The 21,435-nt window shown below is 50.7% G+C and carries 22 protein-coding genes and 1 pseudogene; 9 read left to right on the forward strand and 14 right to left on the reverse strand.

The features are described 5' to 3' along the window. Positions 1 to 55: 55 nt before the first annotated feature. From xapR to xapA, 4 genes are read right to left on the reverse strand one after another with little or no spacing between them, the layout of a single operon-like run. Entirely contained in the window at positions 56 to 940 is an 885-nt protein-coding gene (gene xapR / locus A1WG_RS18940; RefSeq protein WP_001516822.1) for a DNA-binding transcriptional regulator XapR, read from the reverse strand. 40 nt (positions 941 to 980) lie between these two features. After that, positions 981 to 1,139: a DUF1427 family protein gene (locus A1WG_RS0121370; protein ID WP_000651752.1), complete on the reverse strand. Its 159-nt coding sequence runs from the start codon at positions 1,137 to 1,139 to the stop codon at positions 981 to 983. Between the two features lie 52 nt (positions 1,140 to 1,191). Continuing rightward, positions 1,192 to 2,448 carry a xanthosine/proton symporter XapB gene (gene xapB / locus A1WG_RS18935; RefSeq protein WP_000020394.1) on the reverse strand — a complete coding sequence of 419 codons (1,257 nt, stop codon included), beginning with the start codon at positions 2,446 to 2,448 and terminating at the stop codon, positions 1,192 to 1,194. 59 nt (positions 2,449 to 2,507) lie between these two features. Next, complete coding sequence (gene xapA, locus A1WG_RS18930) at positions 2,508 to 3,341, reverse strand: xanthosine phosphorylase (protein WP_001516823.1); 834 nt, start codon at positions 3,339 to 3,341, stop codon at positions 2,508 to 2,510. A 248-nt stretch (positions 3,342 to 3,589) separates the two neighbouring features. Between xapA and A1WG_RS18925 the strand changes: the two genes are divergently transcribed. Then, positions 3,590 to 4,354: a nucleoside-specific channel-forming Tsx family protein gene (locus A1WG_RS18925; protein WP_016242527.1), complete on the forward strand. Its 765-nt coding sequence runs from the start codon at positions 3,590 to 3,592 to the stop codon at positions 4,352 to 4,354. A gap of 38 nt (positions 4,355 to 4,392) precedes the next feature. On the opposite strand, the gene A1WG_RS18920 is transcribed toward A1WG_RS18925, so the two are convergent. Continuing rightward, the gene (locus A1WG_RS18920) at positions 4,393 to 5,319 is read right to left on the reverse strand and encodes a LysR family transcriptional regulator (protein WP_001516825.1); all 927 of its coding nucleotides are present in this window, start codon (positions 5,317 to 5,319) and stop codon (positions 4,393 to 4,395) included. A gap of 89 nt (positions 5,320 to 5,408) precedes the next feature. Between A1WG_RS18920 and A1WG_RS18915 the strand changes: the two genes are divergently transcribed. Next, positions 5,409 to 6,404: a bile acid:sodium symporter family protein gene (locus tag A1WG_RS18915; protein WP_000765619.1), complete on the forward strand. Its 996-nt coding sequence runs from the start codon at positions 5,409 to 5,411 to the stop codon at positions 6,402 to 6,404. Here the strand turns inward: A1WG_RS18915 and A1WG_RS18910 are convergent. From A1WG_RS18910 to zipA, 3 genes are all read right to left on the reverse strand, one after another. Then, a complete protein-coding gene (locus A1WG_RS18910; protein ID WP_000410201.1) occupies positions 6,401 to 6,619 on the reverse strand; it encodes a DUF3820 family protein in 219 nt (72 codons plus the stop codon). The two genes, A1WG_RS18915 and A1WG_RS18910, sit on opposite strands and share 4 nt — an antisense overlap. Before the next feature lies 1 nt (position 6,620). Then, the gene (gene ligA / locus A1WG_RS18905; protein ID WP_000443718.1) at positions 6,621 to 8,636 is read right to left on the reverse strand and encodes an NAD-dependent DNA ligase LigA; all 2,016 of its coding nucleotides are present in this window, start codon (positions 8,634 to 8,636) and stop codon (positions 6,621 to 6,623) included. 70 nt (positions 8,637 to 8,706) lie between these two features. After that, entirely contained in the window at positions 8,707 to 9,699 is a 993-nt protein-coding gene (gene zipA / locus A1WG_RS18900; protein WP_001516826.1) for a cell division protein ZipA, read from the reverse strand. 229 nt (positions 9,700 to 9,928) lie between these two features. On the opposite strand from zipA, the gene cysZ reads away from it, so the two are divergent. From cysZ to crr, 5 genes are all read left to right on the forward strand, one after another. Continuing rightward, the gene (gene cysZ, locus A1WG_RS18895) at positions 9,929 to 10,690 is read left to right on the forward strand and encodes a sulfate transporter CysZ (RefSeq protein WP_000626012.1); all 762 of its coding nucleotides are present in this window, start codon (positions 9,929 to 9,931) and stop codon (positions 10,688 to 10,690) included. 183 nt (positions 10,691 to 10,873) lie between these two features. Beyond that, a complete protein-coding gene (cysK, locus tag A1WG_RS18890) occupies positions 10,874 to 11,845 on the forward strand; it encodes a cysteine synthase A (RefSeq protein WP_001516827.1) in 972 nt (323 codons plus the stop codon). A 382-nt stretch (positions 11,846 to 12,227) separates the two neighbouring features. Further along, complete coding sequence (gene ptsH / locus A1WG_RS18885) at positions 12,228 to 12,485, forward strand: phosphocarrier protein Hpr (RefSeq protein ID WP_000487600.1); 258 nt, start codon at positions 12,228 to 12,230, stop codon at positions 12,483 to 12,485. Between the two features lie 44 nt (positions 12,486 to 12,529). Then, positions 12,530 to 14,257, forward strand: a complete 1,728-nt coding sequence (ptsI, locus tag A1WG_RS18880; protein ID WP_000623129.1) for a phosphoenolpyruvate-protein phosphotransferase PtsI — start codon at positions 12,530 to 12,532, stop codon at positions 14,255 to 14,257. Between the two features lie 40 nt (positions 14,258 to 14,297). Then, on the forward strand, positions 14,298 to 14,807 hold the full coding sequence (gene crr, locus A1WG_RS18875; RefSeq protein ID WP_000522247.1) for a PTS glucose transporter subunit IIA: 510 nt from the start codon (positions 14,298 to 14,300) through the stop codon (positions 14,805 to 14,807). Positions 14,808 to 14,849: 42 nt separating this feature from the next. Here crr and pdxK read toward each other — a convergent pair whose 3' ends face one another. Beyond that, entirely contained in the window at positions 14,850 to 15,701 is an 852-nt protein-coding gene (pdxK, locus tag A1WG_RS18870; RefSeq protein ID WP_000096626.1) for a pyridoxine/pyridoxal/pyridoxamine kinase, read from the reverse strand. Positions 15,702 to 15,805: 104 nt separating this feature from the next. Here pdxK and A1WG_RS18865 point away from each other — a divergent pair, with 104 nt between their 5' ends. Both A1WG_RS18865 and A1WG_RS24075 read left to right on the forward strand, forming a co-directional pair. Beyond that, positions 15,806 to 16,180, forward strand: coding sequence for a YfeK family protein (locus tag A1WG_RS18865; protein ID WP_000719937.1), 375 nt, complete (start codon positions 15,806 to 15,808; stop codon positions 16,178 to 16,180). Between the two features lie 32 nt (positions 16,181 to 16,212). Next, positions 16,213 to 16,302 (forward strand): annotated as a pseudogene (locus A1WG_RS24075) (WGR domain-containing protein); the annotation flags it as partial. Positions 16,303 to 16,499: 197 nt separating this feature from the next. Here the strand turns inward: A1WG_RS24075 and cysM are convergent. The 5 genes from cysM to cysP all read right to left on the reverse strand — a co-directional run bounded on the left by cysM (position 16,500) and on the right by cysP (position 21,356). Then, positions 16,500 to 17,411 carry a cysteine synthase B gene (gene cysM, locus A1WG_RS18860; protein WP_016242528.1) on the reverse strand — a complete coding sequence of 304 codons (912 nt, stop codon included), beginning with the start codon at positions 17,409 to 17,411 and terminating at the stop codon, positions 16,500 to 16,502. 133 nt (positions 17,412 to 17,544) lie between these two features. Next, the gene (gene cysA / locus A1WG_RS18855) at positions 17,545 to 18,642 is read right to left on the reverse strand and encodes a sulfate/thiosulfate ABC transporter ATP-binding protein CysA (protein ID WP_000021087.1); all 1,098 of its coding nucleotides are present in this window, start codon (positions 18,640 to 18,642) and stop codon (positions 17,545 to 17,547) included. Further along, a complete protein-coding gene (gene cysW, locus A1WG_RS18850; protein ID WP_001516830.1) occupies positions 18,632 to 19,507 on the reverse strand; it encodes a sulfate/thiosulfate ABC transporter permease CysW in 876 nt (291 codons plus the stop codon). The genes cysA and cysW overlap by 11 nt, the downstream gene beginning before the upstream one ends. Continuing rightward, on the reverse strand, positions 19,507 to 20,340 hold the full coding sequence (cysT, locus tag A1WG_RS18845) for a sulfate/thiosulfate ABC transporter permease CysT (RefSeq protein WP_000458417.1): 834 nt from the start codon (positions 20,338 to 20,340) through the stop codon (positions 19,507 to 19,509). The genes cysW and cysT overlap by 1 nt, the downstream gene beginning before the upstream one ends. Further along, positions 20,340 to 21,356, reverse strand: coding sequence for a thiosulfate/sulfate ABC transporter substrate-binding protein CysP (cysP, locus tag A1WG_RS18840; protein WP_000290223.1), 1,017 nt, complete (start codon positions 21,354 to 21,356; stop codon positions 20,340 to 20,342). The genes cysT and cysP overlap by 1 nt, the downstream gene beginning before the upstream one ends. Positions 21,357 to 21,435 lie beyond the last annotated feature (79 nt).

Raw genomic sequence — 21,435 nt, forward strand, 5'->3', positions numbered from 1 at the left:
CCTGATGCGCTTCACTTATCACACCTACTATTTCCGGCAATTCCTGTCCCCTCACCTACTGTGTCAATGCTGCCAACAGCTTAACCATCGCAGGCGTCACCTGCTGTGTTTCATAAACAATATATAAATCCGCAGGGATGCGCTCTTTGAGCGGACGGAAAATGACACCTGGCCAGTTCATTTGTGCGTAGCTGTCCGCTATCAATGTGATACCAATACCCATACTGACCATGGCGAGTACCGTTTGCGGTTCATTAACTTCGCGAATAACAACCGGTGAAAATCCCACCTGCTGGCAAACTCGCTGCAAAAAATCCCAGTCAGTGTACACAGGCGGCATTGTAACAAAATACTCGTCACGTAGCGCCTCCAGTGGGACGGTGGAAAATGATGAGAGATGATGCTCTTCAGGCATCGCCACCAGAAACGCCGATTCATGCAACCGTAAGCTGGTAAAACCTGCCGGTGGTTCTGTCGCCATTCGCCAGATCCCGGCATCGAGTTCACGTCGTTCCAGCAGGGCCATTTGCATCGCGGGCATCTTTTCGCGAAAAAGAACTTCAACGTTAGGATTTTCCCTGAGGAATCGCCGCATAACCGGGCGCATCCGTCCCCACATTGCCGTTCCCACTACGCCGAGTTCAATCCGCCCTGCTTCTCCCCGACCTATTTGTTCAACCCGAGCCAATACATTATTTGCATTCACCAGCAATCGACGCGATTCTTCCATCAAGATTTTGCCCGCGTGTGTCAGTACGACGCTGCGCGAATGGCGAATAAAAAGCTGCGTGCCGAGTTGATTTTCCAGCTCTTTAATATGAATACTGAGCGGAGGCTGAGACATATTTAAACGTGCTGCTGCGCGGCCAAAATGCAACTCTTCCGCTACGGCAAGAAAATAACGGAGCAACTTAAGATCTGTTCTGTATACGCGTTCCATAATTAAGTGCTCCATATAATAAATACATCGTATTAAATTATCATGGCATAAAGTATTTCACCACCAGATATCCGACATACATAAACACAATGGATAATATACCCGGTAATACATTTGGTACAGGAATAGGCAAGCGCACGATTGTAAATAAAGCACCAATACCAAAACCAACGCCGGAAGAAAATAAAATATCTTTCACTAATTAACCTTTATCATAAAAGCAGCTCTGAAGAGCAGAGCTGCGAATCCTTTTAATGAGTCACCGCTTGATGCTTTATCTTTTCAGGGTCATGATTATATTTAAACCCAAAGAAAAATATCACTGCGAGAAAAAGAGCATATCCTGCAAACACCAGCCAGATAGTTTGCCAGTCTTTTACGCCATCTACCGAGAAGTAATCTACTGCCATACCACTCAGAATCGAGCCAACCCATGCGCCGACACCATTTACCATGGTCATAAAGAGCCCCTGCGCGCTGGCACGGATGCTGGAATCAACTTCCTGTTCGACAAATACCGAACCAGAAATATTGAAGAAATCAAATGCACAGCCGTAAACAATCATCGACAGCAGCAGCAAAATAAAGCCGGTTGGTGACGGATCTCCATAGGCGAAGAAGCCAAAGCGCAGCGTCCAGGCCACCATACTCATCAGCATGACGGTTTTGATGCCAAAACGCTTCAAAAAGAACGGAATCGTCAAAATGAAACCGACTTCAGCCATCTGTGAAACTGACAGTAAAATGGAGGGATATTTCACCACGAAGCTATCAGCAAACTCCGGGTTACGGGCGAAATCATGCAGGAATGGATTACCAAAAACGTTGGTAATTTGCAGTACCGCACCCAGCATCATGGCAAAGAGGAAAAAGATGGCCATGCGTGGATTTTTAAACAGCACGAAAGCATCCAGACCCAGCTTGCTGGCAAGCGACGTGGTCGATTTTTTCTCCGCAACCGGAATCTTAGGCAAAGTCAGCGCATAAGCCGACAGCAGCAATGACGCACCAGACGCAACATACAACTGCAGGCTGCTCAATTCCAGATGCAGTAAGCTGACCGCCCACATCGCGACAATAAATCCTACCGTACCAAAAACGCGAATGGGCGGGAAAGCAGATACGGGGTCAAGCCCTGCCTGAGCAAGACAGGAATACGAGACGCTGTTCGATAATGCGATAGTCGGCATAAATGCCATCGCATTAATTAACATCACCCAAAACATCGTATCCGGATCACTCACCGACGCCGCATAAAAAAGTACGCCAGCGCACACCAGATGACACAGCATATATGCACGTTCAGCGCGCAGCCATTTGTCCGCGATGATCCCCATAATACCGGGCATAATGATCGCGGCGATACCTTTGGAGCTATAGACCATACCGACGTTCGCGCCGGTGAAATGAAGGGTATTAATCATGTAAGATCCAAGGGTAACCAACCAGCTCCCCCAGATAAAATATTGCAAAAAGGACATTACCTTTAAGCGCATAGCGATGCTCATAATCGTTTCCTTGTCGCATCATATGGCCTCACCTGCGAGGCCGTTTCTTATTGTTTTTCTCAGGCAATTTTGCGCAGAAAGCCGCAAATAAGGTTGATGAAGTTCTGCTTAGAGAGCTCCGCAGCCGCCAGCGTTTGGGCATGTGACAATTTCACATCGCTTAAACCTTCCGCCATATTGGTAATCGCAGAGACCGCAACTACTTTAAGGTCGCAATGGCGAGCTGAAATAACCTCAGGCACCACAGACATACCAACAACATCCCCACCAATAATTTGCATCATGCGAATTTCCGCCGCAGTCTCGAAATTCGGCCCCGGATACGAGACGAACACGCCCTCCGTCAGAGGGAATCCCTCTTCTTTCGCCACTTTTTGTAACAGTGCGCGGTATTCCGCATCGTAGGCATTTGCCAGTGAGAAGAAACGCTCTCCAAAACGATCATCGTTAAGACCCACCATCGGCGTACCTGGCATGGTGTTGATATGATCTTTCAATGCGACCAGGCTGCCTGCCCCCACTTCCGGACGCAGTGAGCCTGCCGCATTGGTGCAGAACAGTAGCTCGCAGCCCAGCAGCTTAAAGGTACGAATTGCGTCAGTCATGATGGTCATTCCACGACCCTCGTAGAAATGTCCGCGACCTTTCATACATACCACCGGTACGCCCTGGAGATGGCCCAGCACTAACTCCCCCGCATGACCATGTACCGTACTTACCGGGAAACCTGGCAGCTTTTCGTAGGAAATTGCGACAGCGTTCTCAATCTGATCGGCCAGCGCGCCCAGCCCGGAACCTAAAATAAAGGCCACTCGTGGCGTGAAATTAGGTTTATAAGTCTTGATAATATCTACGCAAAACAGCGAGTTATGAGAAAATTGAACCTGAGGCATATATATCCTTTTTCTGTAGGGTGGAATCTAACGCCTTTTTATAGCGAGGTTGTCCCGGCTCTTACCAATACACTTTTCTCACGCATTCAATAGCGATTCGATATCGATGGATTTATATCTTTTCTCTATTAATCAATGGTAAAAACTGTATTGGCGATATTAATTCCTTTGCATTAACAATATATCGTTTTTAACAAACCACTTTATTAAGCAATCTACTAATAACGATCAGCATAGGGATTTATGCTATGAAAAAACATCTTTTAACTCTGACTCTATCCTCTATATTAGCGATACCTGTTATATCTCATGCAGAATTTAAAGGCGGTTTTGCAGATATCGGCGTGCATTATCTGGACTGGACCAGTCGGACTACCGAAAAATCGTCAACAAAATCACACAAAGATGATTTTGGTTATCTTGAAATTGAAGGTGGCGCTAACTTTAATTGGGGAGAAATGTACGGGTTCTTCGACTGGGAAAACTTCTATAACGGTCGCCATAATAAACCAAGTAGCGAGCAGCGTTATACCTTTAAAAATACCAACCGTATTTACCTGGGTGACACCGGATTTAATCTTTACCTGCACGCGTATGGCACCTACGGATCTGCAAATCGCGTGAATTTCCACGACGATATGTTCCTGTACGGTGTCGGCTACAATTTCACCGGCAGCGGTTGGTGGTTCAAACCGTTCTTTGCTAAGCGTTATACAGATCAAACCTATTACACTGGCAACAACGGCTATGTAGCCGGCTGGATTGCAGGTTACAACTTTATGCTGGGCAGTGAGAAATTCACTCTCACCAACTGGAACGAGTACGAGTTTGACCGTGACGCTACCTATGCGACGGGTAATGGCGGTAAAGAAGGGCTGAACGGCGCAGTTGCACTGTGGTGGAATGCAACATCACACATCACTACGGGGATTCAGTATCGATATGCGGATGACAAACTGGGCGAAGATTTTTACCAGGATGCGATAATCTACTCCATCAAATTTAACTTCTGATTAATTACTGCCGGGGCTCCCGGCAGTATGAATTCATTCTATATCTGATACAACGGATCCCCTTCCCGCTCAGCCATTAGCGCATGACCCTGGTCTCGTACCACATCCCATAACGCTTCAGCGGCAGTGGAAAGTGAACGGTTCTTCCTGCGCACCAACATCAACTGGCGTTCCACCACCGGCGTAATACGCTTTACCACCAGTGGGCTACCTTCAGGTAATGGCAGCGCCAGTGCGGGAAGAATACTGATGCCGATGCCTGCGGCTACCATCGGGAACAACGTCGCCGGATGACCAATCTCCTGCACAATATTCGCCTGAATACCGTTGCGCACCAGCGCTGCATCAATCAGCGGTCGGCTGCCTGACGCGTAATCCTGCAACACCAGTTTCGCTCCCTGTAATGCCTGCCAGGGTACATAATCTTCCGCGGCCAGAGAGCTATCGCGATGGCAAAGCAAGAAGAAAGGCTCGGAAAGAATCGCTTCACATTGCAGATCGCCCACTGGGCCTGGATCGATGACGATGCCAAAATCGACATCTCCCTGGCGAATACTTTCCATCACCCACTGCTGCGGACGATCGTGCAGGACAAACTGAATATCTGGATAGCGGCGATGGCTTTCAGCAATGCATTGCGGAATAAGATGCGCGGAAATGGTCTGGCTGGCAGCGACCCGAACTTTTCCGCTCAGTTGTTGCCCCATACGCCCGGTATCGCGCAACGTGCTGTTTAGTTCATCCAGCAGTCGCTCAAGACGCAAAGCCAACTGCAGCCCAGCATCTGTAAGCACCACTTCACGCGTGGTTCTGTCCAGCAGGCGAACACCCGTATGGTTTTCCAGCTCCTTCACACTGTGACTCACTGCCGACTGGCTCAGGCCAATACGCTCACCTGCGCGACTAAAACTTTTCTCCTGCGCTACTGTGACGAAAACCTTTAATTGTTTTAAAGAATAATTCATCTATTTTCTTCATAAATGGATGCAATAAATCAATTTTATTTCTCAAACTGGAAGAAGCACAATAGAACCATCGATCATCTGGAGTCTTTATGAAACTTTTTCGTATCCTCGATCCTTTCACCTTAACCCTGATCACAGTGGTATTACTGGCTTCCTTCTTCCCGGCCAGAGGCGATTTCGTCCCGTTCTTTGAAAATCTGACTACGGCAGCTATTGCCCTGCTGTTCTTTATGCACGGCGCAAAATTGTCGCGTGAAGCGATTATCGCTGGCGGTAGTCACTGGCGGCTACATTTGTGGGTAATGTGCAGCACCTTCGTGCTGTTCCCAATTCTGGGCGTACTGTTTGCCTGGTGGAAACCGGTAAATGTCGACCCGATGCTCTACTCCGGTTTTCTCTATCTGTGCATTCTTCCGGCTACCGTGCAGTCCGCAATTGCCTTTACCTCAATGGCGGGTGGTAATGTCGCGGCTGCAGTTTGCTCTGCGTCAGCATCCAGTCTGCTGGGGATTTTCCTTTCGCCGTTGCTGGTTGGTGTGGTGATGAATGTTCACGGTGCAGAGGGTAGCCTCGAGCAGGTCGGTAAGATTATGCTGCAACTGTTGCTGCCGTTTGTGTTGGGGCATCTTTCCCGCCCGTGGATTGGTAACTGGGTGGCGCGCAATAAAAAGTGGATTGCGAAAACCGATCAAACATCCATTCTGTTGGTGGTTTATACGGCATTTAGCGAAGCAGTCGTTAACGGTATCTGGCATAAAGTCGGCTGGGGATCGCTATTGTTTATTGTGGTGGTTAGTTGCGTGCTGTTGGCTATTGTGATTGTGATTAACGTCTTTATGGCGCGCCGACTGGGTTTCAATAAGGCGGATGAAATCACTATCGTCTTCTGTGGCTCGAAAAAGAGTCTGGCGAATGGTATCCCAATGGCAAACATTCTGTTCCCGACATCGGTGATCGGTATGATGGTGCTGCCATTGATGATTTTCCATCAGATCCAACTGATGGTTTGCGCGGTACTGGCGCGTCGTTACAAGCGCCAGACCGGGCAGTTACAGTCGCAGCAGGAAAGCCACGGAAAGGTTTAAAGCGGGCGTTTCAGGGGCTGGACCAGTTGCGTCAGCCCCTCCGTTTTAATCAGCAGCGTGATTTGCATTAGCTCACCGAGTTTCCCTGCCGGAAATTCATCTTTGCGGGCAAACCACAGCAGATACTCCTCCGGCAGGTCAATTAAGCGACGCCCTTTGTACTTGCCAAACGGCATTATCGTATTGGCTATTTCAATCAACTGCTCTTTTTCCATCTCAGTTGCCCAGCAAACGCAGCATTTCAGCTTCGTCGATCACTTCAATGCCCAGTTCCTGCGCTTTCGCCAGTTTAGAACCTGCGGCTTCTCCGGCAATCACCAGGTCGGTTTTCTTCGACACGCTGCCCGCCACTTTCGCGCCCAGTTCGACCAGGCGAGCTTTAGCGTCATCACGCGACATCTGACTTAAGCTACCCGTGAGCACCACCGTTTTACCAGCAAACGGGCTGTCGATCTCTTCCGCGTTGATGACTACCGGCGCAGGCCAGTGAACGCCTTCCGCCAGCAGTTCACTGATGACATTACGGTTACTTTCTTCGGCAAAGAAGTTGTGCACATGAGATGCGACGACAATTCCAACATCGGGCACTTTTTGCAGCTCTTCAATCGAAGCCGCTTCCAGCGCTTCCAGCGTGCCGAAATATGCCGCCAGACCTGATGCCGTTGCCTCACCGACTTCGCGGATGCCAAGCGCATAAAGGAAGCGGGCAAAGGTGGTTTCTTTCGCTTTTTCCAGTGCGTTAACCACGTTTTGCGCCGATTTCGGCCCCATTCTCTCCAGCCCGGTGAGCTTACCCGCCGTTAACTTGAACAGATCCGCAGGCGTATGGACATATTCTTTTTCAACCAACTGGTCGATGATTTTGTCTCCCATACCGTCAACGTCCATCGCGCGACGGGAAACAAAGTGTTTCAGCGACTCTTTACGCTGAGCGGCGCAAATCAAACCACCAGTACAGCGAGCCACAGCCTCGCCTTCCACTCGTTCCACGTCAGAACCGCATACCGGGCAATGCGTCGGGAATACTACCTCACGAGTATCTTCCGGGCGTTCAGAAAGCACCACGTTAACCACTTGCGGGATCACGTCGCCAGCACGGCGAATCACCACTTTATCGCCAATACGTAAGCCAAGACGTTCGATTTCATCGGCATTGTGTAGGGTGGCGTTGCTCACCAGCACACCCGCGACATGGACAGGTTCGAGACGTGCAACAGGCGTAATCGCGCCAGTACGCCCAACCTGAAACTCGACGTCACGCACAAAAGTCATCTGCTCCTGTGCCGGAAATTTAAACGCCACTGCCCAACGAGGGGCGCGCGCAACAAAGCCAAGCTGTTCCTGCTGCGCCAGGGAGTTGACCTTAATTACCACGCCGTCGATATCAAAGCCCAGCGTCGGGCGGTCTTCTTCTACTTTATGGTAGAACGCCAGCACCTCTTCCGCCGATTCGCATAACGTGACGCGATCGCTGACCGGTAATCCCCACTTTTTAAATTGCAGTAAACGACCAAGATGAGTATCTGGCAGCTCACCGCCTTCCAGCACGCCAACGCCGTAGCAGAAGAAAGTGAGCGGCCGCTTGGCTGTGATACGCGGATCAAGCTGACGCAATGAACCTGCCGCCGCATTACGTGGGTTAGCAAACACTTTTCCGCCCGTGCGTCGCGCATCTTCGTTGATCTTTTCGAAGCCCGCCTGCGGCAGGAACACTTCACCACGCACTTCCAGACGCGCCGGGATATTCTCACCGTGTAGTTTCAGCGGAATGGCGCGAATAGTACGGACGTTAGATGTGATGTCTTCCCCGGTAGTACCATCGCCACGGGTTGCTGCGCTCACCAGTACGCCATTCTCATACAGAATGCTGACGGCAAGGCCATCGAGCTTCAGCTCACAGCACCAGGTCACTTTTTCGTTACTTTTCAGACGATCCTGAACGCGTTTGTTGAAAGCAAGAAAACTCTCTTCATCAAAAACGTTATCCAGCGACAGCATCGGTACTTCATGACGGATCTGGCTGAAAGCCGCTAACGGTGCTGCACCTACACGTTGAGTGGGTGAATCAGGGGTAATCAGTTCTGGATGTTTGGCTTCCAGCTCGCGCAGTTCGCGCATCAGGCGATCGTATTCAGCGTCAGGAATTTCCGGCGCATCCATCACATGATAAAGATATTCATGATGACGAAGCACCGTTCGCAGTTCTGTCAGTTGTTGTTCGATTGATTCCATATCGCACCATCAATGCTAAAAACCCCCGACAAGCGGGGGTTCGAAGAGAAGTTGATTTAATTTAAGTGTATCAGGCGTTAGCGTCTTTCACTTCGCGGATGATGTCCTGATACTCGCGCAGTTTCTGCGGAGTCATCATACGGCGCTGATCATCAAGCACCACGCCGCCCACTTCATCAGCGATATGCTGCGCAGATTGCAGCATCAGCTTGAAGTTTTGCAGTTCATCACCATAAGACGGCACCTGCATAAAGATAGTGACACCCGGTGTAGTGAAATCCTTCATTTCAGGATCAAATGTTCCCGGTTTCACCATATTCGCCAGGCTGAATAACGCCGGGCCACTGCCGTCCGGGCTAAGATGACGATGGTAAATATTCATATCGCCAAAGATAAAGCCCGCCTGCTGAATGCTGTTAAGAAGCAGTTCACCGTTCAGCTCGTTACCGTGATGCGCTGCGACGTTCATAATGATCACCGCTTCTTTGCGCTTCGGCTTATCCATGACAGGCACCGGTTCAGCCACAGGCTCAGGCTGCGGTGCTGCTACGGGTTCCGCAGCCTGGAAAGCCTGCTGCGCCGGTTGTGGCGCTGGCTGTGTCGGCTGCGGAGCTGACTGTACCTGCGAAGCAACAGGCTGTTCAGGCTGCGGCGGGTAGGCCGGCTGCTGTACTGGCTGTGGTTGCTGAACAGGATGCGCTGAATGCGGAGCATGTTGCGGCGATACCTGCGCTTCAGGCGGCTGCTGAACCGGTTGACGCGGCTGCGCAGACGCATAAGGCGGTTGGTACTGGTGTTGCGGCGACGGACGAGCAGCCTCATGCTCCTGGGCGTTAGCCGGGGCATGATTTACGCGGTGAACACGAACCTCACCAACGCCCTCATCATCTTCGACATCCTCGTCATAAGAATCGTCGTCACGTTTTGACTTCATTCGTTTTAATGGCCGATCGCGGAACATAGAAGATCGTTCTTTACGGCTGGTCCAGAAACCATGTACCAGTAAAGCGATTATGGCGATCGCGCCAACAATGATTAATATCAGACGCAAATCCTGCATCATTATATTCTCTGTTGTTCTAACACCTTGCCACCACGGCAAACATTTACTCACTAAGAGTATTTGCCGATTACCTCAAGTGCAAGTGCACTCTTAACTTTCACAGCACAAAGATAGATGAAATCGTGCTTTTTGCTGTTTTTTCGAACATATCCTAACTGTCCATTGCGCAATTACCCGGTAAAATACGCAGAATTTTCCTGGGATTGGTCAAAAGGAGCATATCCTGATTATGATTTCAACATTCACATCTTCCCCACGCAGCGGTTTTTACTATTTTGCGCAAGGCTGGAAGCTCGTCTCGCAACCCGGGATTCGGCGTTTTGTTATTTTACCTCTGTTGGTCAATATTTTGTTGATGGGAAGTGCATTCTGGTGGCTCTTTACTCAACTGGATGCCTGGATCCCATCATTAATGAGCCACGTGCCTGACTGGCTGCAATGGTTGAGCTATTTGCTGTGGCCTGTCGCGGTTATCTCCGTTCTACTGGTTTTTGGCTATTTTTTCTCAACTATTGCGAACTGGATTGCCGCACCGTTTAACGGTTTATTGGCTGAACAGTTGGAAGCCAGGCTGACAGGCGCTACGCCGCCGGATACCGGCATCTTTGGCATCATGAAAGATGTGCCGCGAATTATGAAACGCGAATGGCAAAAATTTGCCTGGTATCTGCCACGCGCCATCGTATTGCTGATCCTCTACTTCATCCCGGGCATCGGGCAAACCGTCGCGCCAGTACTGTGGTTCCTGTTCAGTGCCTGGATGTTAGCCATTCAGTACTGCGACTATCCGTTCGACAACCACAAAGTGCCGTTCAAAGAGATGCGCACTGCCCTGCGCACGCGCAAAATCACCAATATGCAGTTTGGCGCATTAACCAGCCTGTTCACGATGATCCCGGTGCTCAACCTGTTCATCATGCCAGTGGCCGTCTGTGGCGCGACAGCAATGTGGGTCGATTGTTATCGCGCTAAACATGCATTGTGGAAGTAACAGTCTCCTGGTTATTTTGTAAACTTTTTGTATGGAAGAGGGGTGGCTTATGCCACCCTTATTCCATCTTGCAAGCCATTATTTCCCTTCTGCATATAGATATGCTAAATCCTTACTTCCGCATATTCTCTGAGCGGGTATGCTACCTGTTGTATCCCAATTTCATACAGTTAAGGACAGGCCATGAGTAAGATTTTTGAAGATAACTCGCTGACTATCGGTCACACACCGCTGGTTCGCCTGAATCGCATCGGTAACGGACGTATTCTGGCGAAGGTGGAATCTCGTAACCCCAGCTTCAGCGTTAAGTGCCGTATCGGTGCCAATATGATTTGGGATGCCGAAAAACGCGGCGTACTGAAACCCGGCGTTGAATTGGTTGAACCAACCAGCGGCAACACAGGTATTGCTCTGGCTTATGTGGCTGCCGCTCGCGGTTACAAACTCACCCTGACCATGCCAGAAACCATGAGTATTGAACGCCGCAAACTGCTGAAAGCTCTGGGCGCAAACCTGGTGTTGACCGAAGGCGCGAAAGGCATGAAAGGCGCAATTCAAAAAGCAGAAGAAATTGTCGCCAGCACCCCAGAAAAATATCTGCTGCTGCAACAATTCAGCAACCCGGCGAATCCAGAAATTCATGAAAAAACCACCGGTCCGGAGATCTGGGAAGATACCGATGGTCAGGTTGATGTATTTATTGCTGGTGTCGGTACTGGCGGTACGCTGACCGGCGTCAGCCGCTACATTAAAGGCACCAAAGGCAAGACTGATCTCATCTCTGTCGCCGTTGAGCCAACCGACTCTCCCGTTATCGCCCAGGCGCTGGCAGGTGAAGAAATCAAACCCGGCCCGCATAAAATCCAGGGCATAGGTGCTGGCTTTATCCCGGCTAACCTTGATCTTAAACTGGTCGATAAAGTTATTGGCATCACCAATGAAGAAGCTATCTCTACCGCACGTCGTCTGATGGAAGAAGAAGGCATTCTTGCTGGGATCTCTTCTGGCGCGGCGGTTGCCGCTGCATTGAAGCTGCAAGAAGATGAAAGCTTTACCAATAAGAATATTGTGGTTATTCTGCCATCATCGGGTGAACGTTATTTAAGCACTGCATTATTTGCCGATCTCTTTACCGAGAAAGAATTGCAACAGTAATGCCAGGTTGTTAGAAATGCGTAAAAAAGCACCTTTTTAGGTGCTTTTTTGTGGCCTACTTCAAATTTTCGCCCCTCCTGGCATTGATTCAGCCTGTCGGAACTGGTATTTAACCTGACTAATTATTTTGATGCGCGAAATTAATCGTTACAGGAAAAGCCTTAGCTGAATCGATTTTATGATTTGGTTCAATTCTTCCTTTAGCGGCATAATGTTTAATGATGAACGAAACGTCAGCGGCCAACATCCGCCAGCAATGGACTGCATAGAACACTTCGTGCGTCGCGTCTGTTAAAACTGGCGCTAACAATACAGGCTAAAGTCAAACCGCCAGGCTAGACTTTAGTTCCACAACACTAAACCTATAAGTTGGGGAAATACAATGTTCCAGCAAGAAGTTACCATTACCGCTCCGAACGGTCTGCACACCCGCCCTGCTGCCCAGTTTGTAAAAGAAGCTAAGGGCTTCACTTCTGAAATTACTGTGACTTCCAACGGCAAAAGCGCCAGCGCAAAAAGCCTGTTTAAACTGCAGACTCTGGGCCTGACTCAAGGGACCGTTGTGACTATCTCCGCTGAAGGCGAAGACGAACAGAAAGCGGTTGAACATCTGGTTAAACTGATGGCGGAACTCGAGTAATTTCCCGGGTTCTTTTAAAAATCAGTCACAAGTAAGGTAGGGTTATGATTTCAGGCATTTTAGCATCCCCGGGTATCGCTTTCGGTAAAGCTCTGCTTCTGAAAGAAGACGAAATCGTCATTGACCGGAAAAAAATTTCTGCCGACCAGGTTGATCAGGAAGTTGAACGTTTTCTGAGCGGTCGTGCCAAGGCATCAGCCCAGCTTGAAACGATCAAAACGAAAGCTGGTGAAACGTTCGGTGAAGAAAAAGAAGCCATCTTTGAAGGGCATATCATGCTACTCGAAGATGAGGAGCTGGAGCAGGAAATCATAGCCCTGATTAAAGATAAGCACATGACGGCTGACGCTGCTGCTCATGAAGTTATTGAAGGTCAGGCTTCTGCCCTGGAAGAACTGGATGATGAATACCTGAAAGAACGTGCGGCTGACGTGCGTGATATCGGTAAGCGCCTGCTGCGCAACATCCTGGGTCTGAAGATTATCGACCTGAGCGCGATTCAGGATGAAGTCATTCTGGTTGCCGCTGACCTGACGCCGTCCGAAACCGCACAGTTGAACCTGAAGAAGGTACTGGGTTTCATCACCGACGCGGGTGGCCGTACTTCCCACACCTCAATCATGGCACGCTCTCTGGAACTGCCAGCCATTGTGGGTACTGGTAGCGTCACCTCTCAGGTGAAAAATGACGACTATCTGATTCTGGATGCCGTAAATAATCAGGTTTACGTCAATCCAACCAACGAAGTTATCGATAAATTGCGCGCTGTTCAGGAGCAAGTAGCTTCTGAAAAAGCAGAGCTTGCTAAGCTGAAAGATCTGCCAGCCATTACGCTGGACGGTCACCAGGTAGAAGTGTGCGCTAACATCGGTACTGTTCGTGACGTTGAAGGTGCAGAACGTAATGGCGCTGAAGGCGTTGGTCTGTATCGCACCGAATTCCTGTTCATGGACCGCGACGCGCTGCCGACTGAAGAAGAACAGTTCGCGGCCTACAAAGCTGTGGCTGAAGCGTGTGGCTCACAGGCGGTTATTGTTCGTACCATGGACATTGGCGGCGACAAAGAGCTGCCGTACATGAACTTCCCGAAAGAAGAGAACCCGTTCCTCGGCTGGCGTGCTATCCGTATCGCGATGGATCGTAAAGAGATTCTGCGCGATCAGCTCCGCGCTATCCTGCGTGCCTCTGCTTTCGGCAAATTGCGCATCATGTTCCCGATGATCATCTCTGTTGAAGAAGTACGCGCACTGCGCAAAGAGATTGAAATCTACAAACAGGAACTGCGCGACGAAGGTAAAGCGTTTGACGAATCAATTGAAATTGGCGTGATGGTGGAAACACCGGCTGCCGCAACAATTGCGCGTCATTTAGCCAAAGAAGTTGATTTCTTTAGTATCGGCACCAATGATTTAACGCAGTACACTCTGGCAGTTGACCGTGGTAATGATATGATTTCACACCTTTACCAGCCAATGTCACCGTCCGTGCTGAACTTGATCAAGCAAGTTATTGATGCTTCTCATGCTGAAGGCAAATGGACTGGCATGTGTGGTGAGCTTGCTGGCGATGAACGTGCTACACTTCTGTTGCTGGGGATGGGTCTGGACGAATTCTCTATGAGCGCCATTTCTATCCCGCGCATTAAGAAGATTATCCGTAACACGAACTTCGAAGATGCGAAGGTGTTAGCAGAGCAGGCTCTTGCTCAACCGACAACGGACGAGTTAATGACGCTGGTTAACAAGTTCATTGAAGAAAAAACAATCTGCTAATCCACGAGATGCGGCCCAATTTACTGCTTAGGAGAAGATCATGGGTTTGTTCGATAAACTGAAATCTCTGGTTTCTGATGACAAAAAAGATACCGGAACTATTGAGATCATTGCTCCGCTCTCTGGCGAGATCGTCAATATCGAAGACGTGCCGGATGTCGTTTTTGCGGAAAAAATCGTTGGTGATGGTATTGCTATCAAACCAACTGGCAACAAAATGGTAGCTCCGGTTGACGGCACCATTGGTAAAATCTTTGAAACCAACCACGCGTTCTCTATCGAATCTGATAGCGGCGTTGAGTTGTTCGTCCACTTCGGTATCGACACCGTTGAACTGAAAGGCGAAGGCTTCAAGCGTATTGCTGAAGAAGGTCAGCGCGTAAAAGTTGGCGATACTGTTATTGAATTCGATCTGCCGCTGCTGGAAGAGAAAGCCAAGTCAACCCTGACTCCGGTTGTTATCTCCAACATGGACGAAATCAAAGAACTGATCAAACTGTCCGGTAGCGTGACTGTGGGTGAAACCCCGGTTATCCGCATCAAGAAGTAATTCTTGCCACAGTGAAAAATGGCGCCCGTGGGCGCCATTTTTTTATGCTTCCGCCAGCGGCGGCAAAATCAATTCATCGCTTTCATGCTGCTGGGTATAACACATCACCTCCAGCACGCGTAAACCTGCGCTGTGCACTGCGTCGGTTAACGCCTTCCCTTTCAGTAATCCACTGATAAGTTGAGCGCAAAACAGATCGCCAGTACCTTTAAGATCCGTTTTTACCCGAGAGTGGGAAATGACATTCACGCTATCGGCACTGACCACCACCACCTGCATATCCTGATTGTCTTCATTGCCGGAAGCGCTGGTAATAACCACCCATTTTAATGTCTCTGAAAGCAGGCTTTTTGCAGCAGCAATGGCGCTGTCGAGATCGCGGCAGTTTTTACCGGTCAGGATTTCCAGCTCAAATATATTTGGCGTAATCCCCTGCGCCAGTGGCAGTAAATATTGCCGATACGCATCGGGAAGGTCAGGTTTGACGTAAATACCACTATCAATATCGCCAATCACCGGATCGACCATAATCAGCAAGTCAGGATGCTCTTCGCGTAAGACTGTCAGCCATTCGGCAAGGATTCTAATTTGTGACGCTGTCCCCATATAGCCCGTAGTCACCGCACGTAACTTACGCAGCGCATCACGCTCTTTCAGTGCGCGCAAATAACCGCTAAACCACTCGTCCGGAATCGCACCACCGTAGAACGTGTCATAATGCGGCGTATTACTCAGCAACACGGTCGGTACGGCAAAGACATTCAGGCCGTTCTGTTTAATGGCAGGCACGGCAATGCTGTTGCCTACGCTGCCATACACCACCTGCGACTGCACGGCGACGATATCCGCCTGCAACGCCCTGCTCTTATCGTTAAACAACAACAAACTACTCATTTAATAATTTCTCCTTGCCGATGATCCTCATCGTACCCCAACCGAAACTTTACCTGATTCTGGCAGTCAAATCGGCTAATACAACACAAGGATAAGGCAATTCAGTGAAGAAAATCATTTGTCTGGTCATCACACTGCTGATGGCACTCCCCGCTTACGCGAAGTTAACTGCCCATGAAGAAGTCAGAATTAACGCCATGCTGGAGGGATTAGCGCAGCATAAGGATTTGATATTCATACGCAATGGCGATCAACATACTTGTGATGAAGCAGTTTCTCATCTGCGCTTGAAGCTGGGTAATACCCGTAACCGCATTGATACTGCCGAGCAATTCATTGATAAGGTTGCTTCGTCGTCATCCATTACCGGGAAGCCTTACATCGTGAAGATGCCCGGTAAGAGCGATGAAAATGCGCAACCTTTTTTACATGCGCTGATTGCGCAGACGGATAAAACAGTGCCTGAGGAAGGGAATTAATCCGCTTTAGCAAGGCATTTACAGGAGGTAACATGAAAAAATGCTTTATTTATAACGATGAAAAATCGAGTAAATTTTGGTGGATAGATTACGAAGGGGATAGTTTAGCTGTCAACTATGGCATTTGTCGGCAGCAACAACTGCCGACAAATCAGATTATTGACAAAGTGCACTTTGTTTATGCCGGATGCGGCGTAAACGCCTTATCCGGCCTACAAAATATTGCTAATGCAATATATTACAGGAACCTTGTAGGCCTGATAAACGTAGCGCATCAGGCTGTTTTGCGTTTGTCATCAGCCTCCAATGCTATTAATCCTTAAATCCCCGCCCCCTGGCTAAAGTGTTCTTCGCCAAACACCCCGGTGGAAAGGTAGCGATCGCCACGATCGCAGATGATCGCTACCACCACTGCGCCAGGGTTGGCTTTTGCCACGCGTATCGCACCGGCAACCGCGCCGCCGGAGCTGACGCCGCAGAAAATCCCTTCCCGCACGGCCAGTTCGCGCATGGTGTTTTCCGCGTCGCGCTGGTGAATATCCAGTAACTCGTCCACCAGAGAAGCGTTAAAGATGCCCGGCAGATATTCCGCTGGCCAGCGGCGAATCCCCGGAATGCTGCTACCCTCTTCCGGCTGCAGGCCAACAATCGTTACCGGTTTGGATTGTTCGCGCATAAACCGTGACACGCCGGTGATGGTGCCAGTCGTCCCCATGCTGGAGACAAAATGCGTAATGCGACCGCCGGTTTGCTGCCAGATTTCCGGCCCGGTAGTGGTGTAATGCGCATAAGGATTATCGGGGTTATTGAACTGGTCGAGCAGCTTGCCTTCACCACGATTCGCCATCTCCAGCGCCAGATCGCGTGCGCCTTCCATGCCCTGCTCTTTAGTGACAAGAATCAGTTCCGCACCGTAGGCACGCATCGCCGCGCGACGTTCCTGGCTCATGTTGTCGGGCATCAGCAATTTCATGCGATAGCCTTTTAGCGCGGCGATCATTGCCAGCGCAATGCCTGTGTTACCACTGGTGGCTTCGATTAACACATCACCGGGTTTAATTTCCCCACGCTTTTCCGCCTCGACAATCATTGATAATGCCGCGCGGTCTTTCACCGAACCCGCAGGGTTATTCCCTTCCAGTTTTAACCACACTTCACTGCCGTTATCCGGCCCCATTCGCTGCAACTTCACCAGAGGCGTATTGCCAATTGTTTGTTCTAATGTACTCACGATCTCTGTCCATACGTGGTGTTGCCTGATGCGACGCTTGCGCGTCTTATCAGGCCTACAGGTTATAAACCTTGCCATTAAAAAGCCCGGATCGCGGGATGCGCCTCCGGGCGTTTAACATTTACTCAACCTATCAGGCGCTTTGTGCGAGAGCAAGCTCCTCATCGCGGGTTTCAATACGCTGATCGCCGTTGTACAACCGCGCATGTTGCAGGCCAACGAATAAACGCTCACCGCGTTGCGGGGCGTCATCGCCATGCATCACAACTGTCAGCGGTTCGTTGTACCACCCCAGCGGTTGTACGACTAATTGGGTGTAGTGTCCTTTCGGACTGGCTTCCAGTACCTGTACCGGCAGCGGCGAATCGAGGCTGGTGCGGCGACTGATATCCACTTCCCACGGACGCAGGAAGAGATCCACCGGCCCCTGATATGCAGGCGTATACCCCAGCGGCCAGCGATGCGCGCCAACGTGGAACTGCCCGCCGCGAATAATTCCCTGTAAGCGGTTCACTTCGCCCATAAATTCGAGCACAAAGCGGGTCGCCGGTTCACGCCAGACCTGATCCGGCGCATCCGCCTGCTCGATATTGCCCTGGCTCATCACGACCACACGATCGGCAACTTCAGTCGCCTCTTCCTGATCGTGAGTGACGAACACACTGGTAAATTTCAACTCTTCGTGAAGCTGACGCAGCCAGCGACGCAGTTCTTTACGCACCTGCGCATCCAGCGCGCCAAACGGTTCATCAAGCAACAGAATTTGCGGTTCCACGGCAAGCGCACGCGCCAGCGCCACACGCTGTTTCTGACCACCAGAAAGCTGCGCCGGATAACGATCTGCCAGATGAGCAAGCTGCACCATCTCCAGTAACTGGGTGACTTTCGCTTTGATCGCCGCCGCATTTGGGCGCTCTCGACGCGGCAGCACCGTCAGGCCAAAGGCGATGTTGTCGAACACCGTCATATGGCGGAACAGCGCGTAATGCTGGAACACAAATCCCACTTTACGATCGCGCGCGTGCAGGCGGCTGACGTCGGTGCCGTGGAAGCGAATATGCCCGCTGGTTTGATGCTCCAGCCCGGCGATAATCCTCAGCAGCGTGGTTTTCCCGGAGCCGGACGGCCCCAGTAACGCGACCATCTGACCAGAAGGAATATCCAGTGAGATATCGTTCAACACCTGGGTGCGACCAAATGACTTCTTAATCCTGGCAATCTCAATGCTCATGATGTACCTCCTGCTGCGCGCGTTTTTCCTGACTCTCCAGACGCCACTGCAACATACTCTTTAAAAACAGGGTGATAATCGCCATCAGCGTCAACAGCGCGGCGGCGGTAAAGGAGCCGACGGTATTGTAGTCCTGCTCCAGCAATTCAATCTGTAATGGCAACGACAGGGTTTCGCCGCGAATCGAGCCGGAAACCACCGATACCGCACCAAACTCGCCAATCGCGCGGGCGTTAGTCAGCACCACACCATACAGCAGCGCCCAGCGGATGTTCGGCAACGTAACGCGGCGAAACATCTGCCAGCCAGACGCGCCAAGCAAAATCGCCGCTTCGTCTTCCTGGCTGCCCTGACTTAACATCACCGGCACCAGTTCACGCACCACAAACGGACACGTCACGAAGATAGTCACCAGCACCATTCCCGGCCAGGAGAACATAATTTGCAGATTATGTTCGTCAAGCCAGCCGCCCAGCGGGCCGTTGGAGCCGTAGAACAGCAGATACACCAGACCGGCGACTACCGGCGACACCGCAAACGGAATATCCAGCAGCGTCAGCAGCAACTGACGCCCCGGAAAATCAAAACGCGTCACCAGCCAGGCCAACAGGATGCCGAACACCAGGTTCACCGGCACAGCAATCAGCGCAATCATCACCGTCAGCCAGATGGCGTGCAGCATGTCCGGGTCTGCCAGGTTCTGTAATACCGGCATGATCCCCTTGCTGAATGCCTGCACAAAGATGTAAATCATCGGCACCAGCAGGATGAACGCCGACACCAGCATCCCGGTGCCAATCAAAAACCATTTGCCCCAGTTAATCGGGCGCGCGTCATAACGCTTCAACTGTGTAACTTCCGCCATTAATGACCTACCACACGCCGACCGAAGCGACTTTGCAGAGTGTTAATAGAAAACAGCAGCAACAGCGATGCTGCGAGGATCACCGAAGCAATCGCGCTCGCCGCCGGGTAATCAAATTCCTGTAAGCGAACAAAAATCATCAGCGACGTTACTTCCGTCTTCCAGGCGATGTTCCCGGCGATAAATATCACCGCGCCAAACTCACCAAGACTACGGGTAAACGACAGCGCCACGCCCGCCACCAGCGCCGGAGAAAGCTCCGGCAGCACCACTTTGCGGAAACTCTGTAAACGTGTTGCGCCGAGCGTTTCTGCCGCTTCTTCGTATTCCGGCCCTAATTCTTCCAGTACCGGCTGCACGGTTCGCACCACAAACGGAATGCTGGTAAAGGCCATCGCCACCGCGATCCCCAGCCAGGTATAGGTCACTTTGATATCAAACTTCGCCAGCCATTCGCCGTAAAAACCGTTCACGGAAAAGAGCGACGCCAGGGTTAAACCCGCGACCGCTGTCGGTAGCGCGAAGGGTAAATCCATCAGCGCATCAAGCAGCGTGCGCCCCGGAAAGCGATAGCGGGTTAAGATCCACGCCATTAACAGACCGAAAACGCCGTTAAAAATCGATGCCACAAACGCTGACAGCAGCGTCACTTTGTAGGCCGCGACCACCTGCGGATTGGTGATCACCTCCCAGTACTGCGCCCAGCTCATCTCAGAAAGCTGCATCACCAGCGCGGAAAGCGGCAGTAACAATATCAGGCACACAAACAACAGACTGGTGCCAAGGCTTAAGGTAAAGCCCGGCAGCACGCGTCTTGAAGAAACTGCAAACATCAGTTACGCCCCGCAGCCAACAGCTTGTCTAACTCACCGCCGCTGGTAAAGTGGGTTTTCATCACTTCTGGCCAGGAGCCAAACTTATCTTCCACGCGGAACAGTTCGGTCTGCGGGAATTTATCTTTCAGCTTGTCCATGACTTCCGGGTTATTCACGCGGTAGTAATAGTCGGTGATGATGGTTTGCGCCTGCGGGCTGTAGAGCCAGTTCAGATAAGCTTTTGCGGCTTTTTCCGTACCGTTGGCCTGCACGTTTTTATCCACCCATGCCACCGGGAATTCCGCCAGAATATTGGTTTTCGGAATCACCACTTCAAAACCCTGCGCTTCATACTGTTTGCGGATGTTGTTCACTTCCGACTCAAAACTTATCAGCACGTCGCCCAGGCCACGCTCGGCAAAGGTTGTGGTCGCGCCACGACCGCCGGTATCGAAGACTTCAACGTTTTTCAGGAACTGGGTCATAAACTGTTCGGTTTTGGCTTTATCGCCGCCGTCCGCTTTATCGGCTGCGCCCCACGCTGCTAAGTAGGTATAACGCGCGTTACCGGAGGTTTTCGGATTCGGGAAAATCAGCTTCACGTCGGAACGCACCAGATCGTTCCAGTCGTGGATATTCTTCGGGTTGCCCTTACGCACCAGGAAACCCATCGTGGAGTAGAACGGCGAGCTGTTATTCGGCAGGCGCGACTGCCAGTCCGCCGGGATCAGCTTGCCTTTGTCGTGCAGGATCTGCACGTCGGTCACCTGGTTATAAGTTACAACATCGGCTTTTAAGCCCTGCAAAATCGCCAGCGCCTGTTTTGATGACCCGGCATGAGATTGTTTTATCGTCAGTTTGTCACCGCCGTTATCTTTTGCCCATTGTTGCTCAAACGGCGGATTCAGGGCAGCAAACAGCTCGCGGGAGACGTCATAAGAACTGTTCAGCAGTTCCGTTGCCTGCACGTGGCCAGCCAGCAGCAGAGAAGCGACCAGCGCGAGAGAGTTCTTTTTCAGTAAGTTAACGGCCATTGCGCACCCTTATATATTTAATGACTTTCTAATAGCCATCATATTTATAACGGGCGTGAAAGGAGTAACGGTTTTATAT

Origin of the sequence: Escherichia sp. KTE96, from assembly GCF_000408525.1 — a bacterium.
Lineage (GTDB): Bacteria > Pseudomonadota > Gammaproteobacteria > Enterobacterales > Enterobacteriaceae > Escherichia > Escherichia marmotae.

What these genes read in the sequence shown, in the direction of transcription:
- pdxK (WP_000096626.1), bottom strand. Translation starts at nt 15,701, where the DNA reads ATGAGTAGTTTGTTGTTGTTTAACGATAAGAGCAGGGCGTTGCAGGCG.
- A1WG_RS18925 (WP_016242527.1), top strand. Translation starts at nt 3,590, where the DNA reads ATGAAAAAACATCTTTTAACTCTGACTCTATCCTCTATATTAGCGATA.
- xapB (WP_000020394.1), bottom strand. Translation starts at nt 2,448, where the DNA reads ATGAGCATCGCTATGCGCTTAAAGGTAATGTCCTTTTTGCAATATTTT.
- cysW (WP_001516830.1), bottom strand. Translation starts at nt 19,507, where the DNA reads ATGGCGGAAGTTACACAGTTGAAGCGTTATGACGCGCGCCCGATTAAC.
- xapA (WP_001516823.1), bottom strand. Translation starts at nt 3,341, where the DNA reads ATGCCTCAGGTTCAATTTTCTCATAACTCGCTGTTTTGCGTAGATATT.
- ptsI (WP_000623129.1), top strand. Translation starts at nt 12,530, where the DNA reads ATGATTTCAGGCATTTTAGCATCCCCGGGTATCGCTTTCGGTAAAGCT.
- ligA (WP_000443718.1), bottom strand. Translation starts at nt 8,636, where the DNA reads ATGGAATCAATCGAACAACAACTGACAGAACTGCGAACGGTGCTTCGT.
- A1WG_RS18915 (WP_000765619.1), top strand. Translation starts at nt 5,409, where the DNA reads ATGAAACTTTTTCGTATCCTCGATCCTTTCACCTTAACCCTGATCACA.
- cysA (WP_000021087.1), bottom strand. Translation starts at nt 18,642, where the DNA reads ATGAGCATTGAGATTGCCAGGATTAAGAAGTCATTTGGTCGCACCCAG.
- cysK (WP_001516827.1), top strand. Translation starts at nt 10,874, where the DNA reads ATGAGTAAGATTTTTGAAGATAACTCGCTGACTATCGGTCACACACCG.
- crr (WP_000522247.1), top strand. Translation starts at nt 14,298, where the DNA reads ATGGGTTTGTTCGATAAACTGAAATCTCTGGTTTCTGATGACAAAAAA.
- zipA (WP_001516826.1), bottom strand. Translation starts at nt 9,699, where the DNA reads ATGATGCAGGATTTGCGTCTGATATTAATCATTGTTGGCGCGATCGCC.
- A1WG_RS18910 (WP_000410201.1), bottom strand. Translation starts at nt 6,619, where the DNA reads ATGGAAAAAGAGCAGTTGATTGAAATAGCCAATACGATAATGCCGTTT.
- cysZ (WP_000626012.1), top strand. Translation starts at nt 9,929, where the DNA reads ATGATTTCAACATTCACATCTTCCCCACGCAGCGGTTTTTACTATTTT.
- xapR (WP_001516822.1), bottom strand. Translation starts at nt 940, where the DNA reads ATGGAACGCGTATACAGAACAGATCTTAAGTTGCTCCGTTATTTTCTT.
- ptsH (WP_000487600.1), top strand. Translation starts at nt 12,228, where the DNA reads ATGTTCCAGCAAGAAGTTACCATTACCGCTCCGAACGGTCTGCACACC.
- cysP (WP_000290223.1), bottom strand. Translation starts at nt 21,356, where the DNA reads ATGGCCGTTAACTTACTGAAAAAGAACTCTCTCGCGCTGGTCGCTTCT.
- cysT (WP_000458417.1), bottom strand. Translation starts at nt 20,340, where the DNA reads ATGTTTGCAGTTTCTTCAAGACGCGTGCTGCCGGGCTTTACCTTAAGC.
- A1WG_RS18920 (WP_001516825.1), bottom strand. Translation starts at nt 5,319, where the DNA reads ATGAATTATTCTTTAAAACAATTAAAGGTTTTCGTCACAGTAGCGCAG.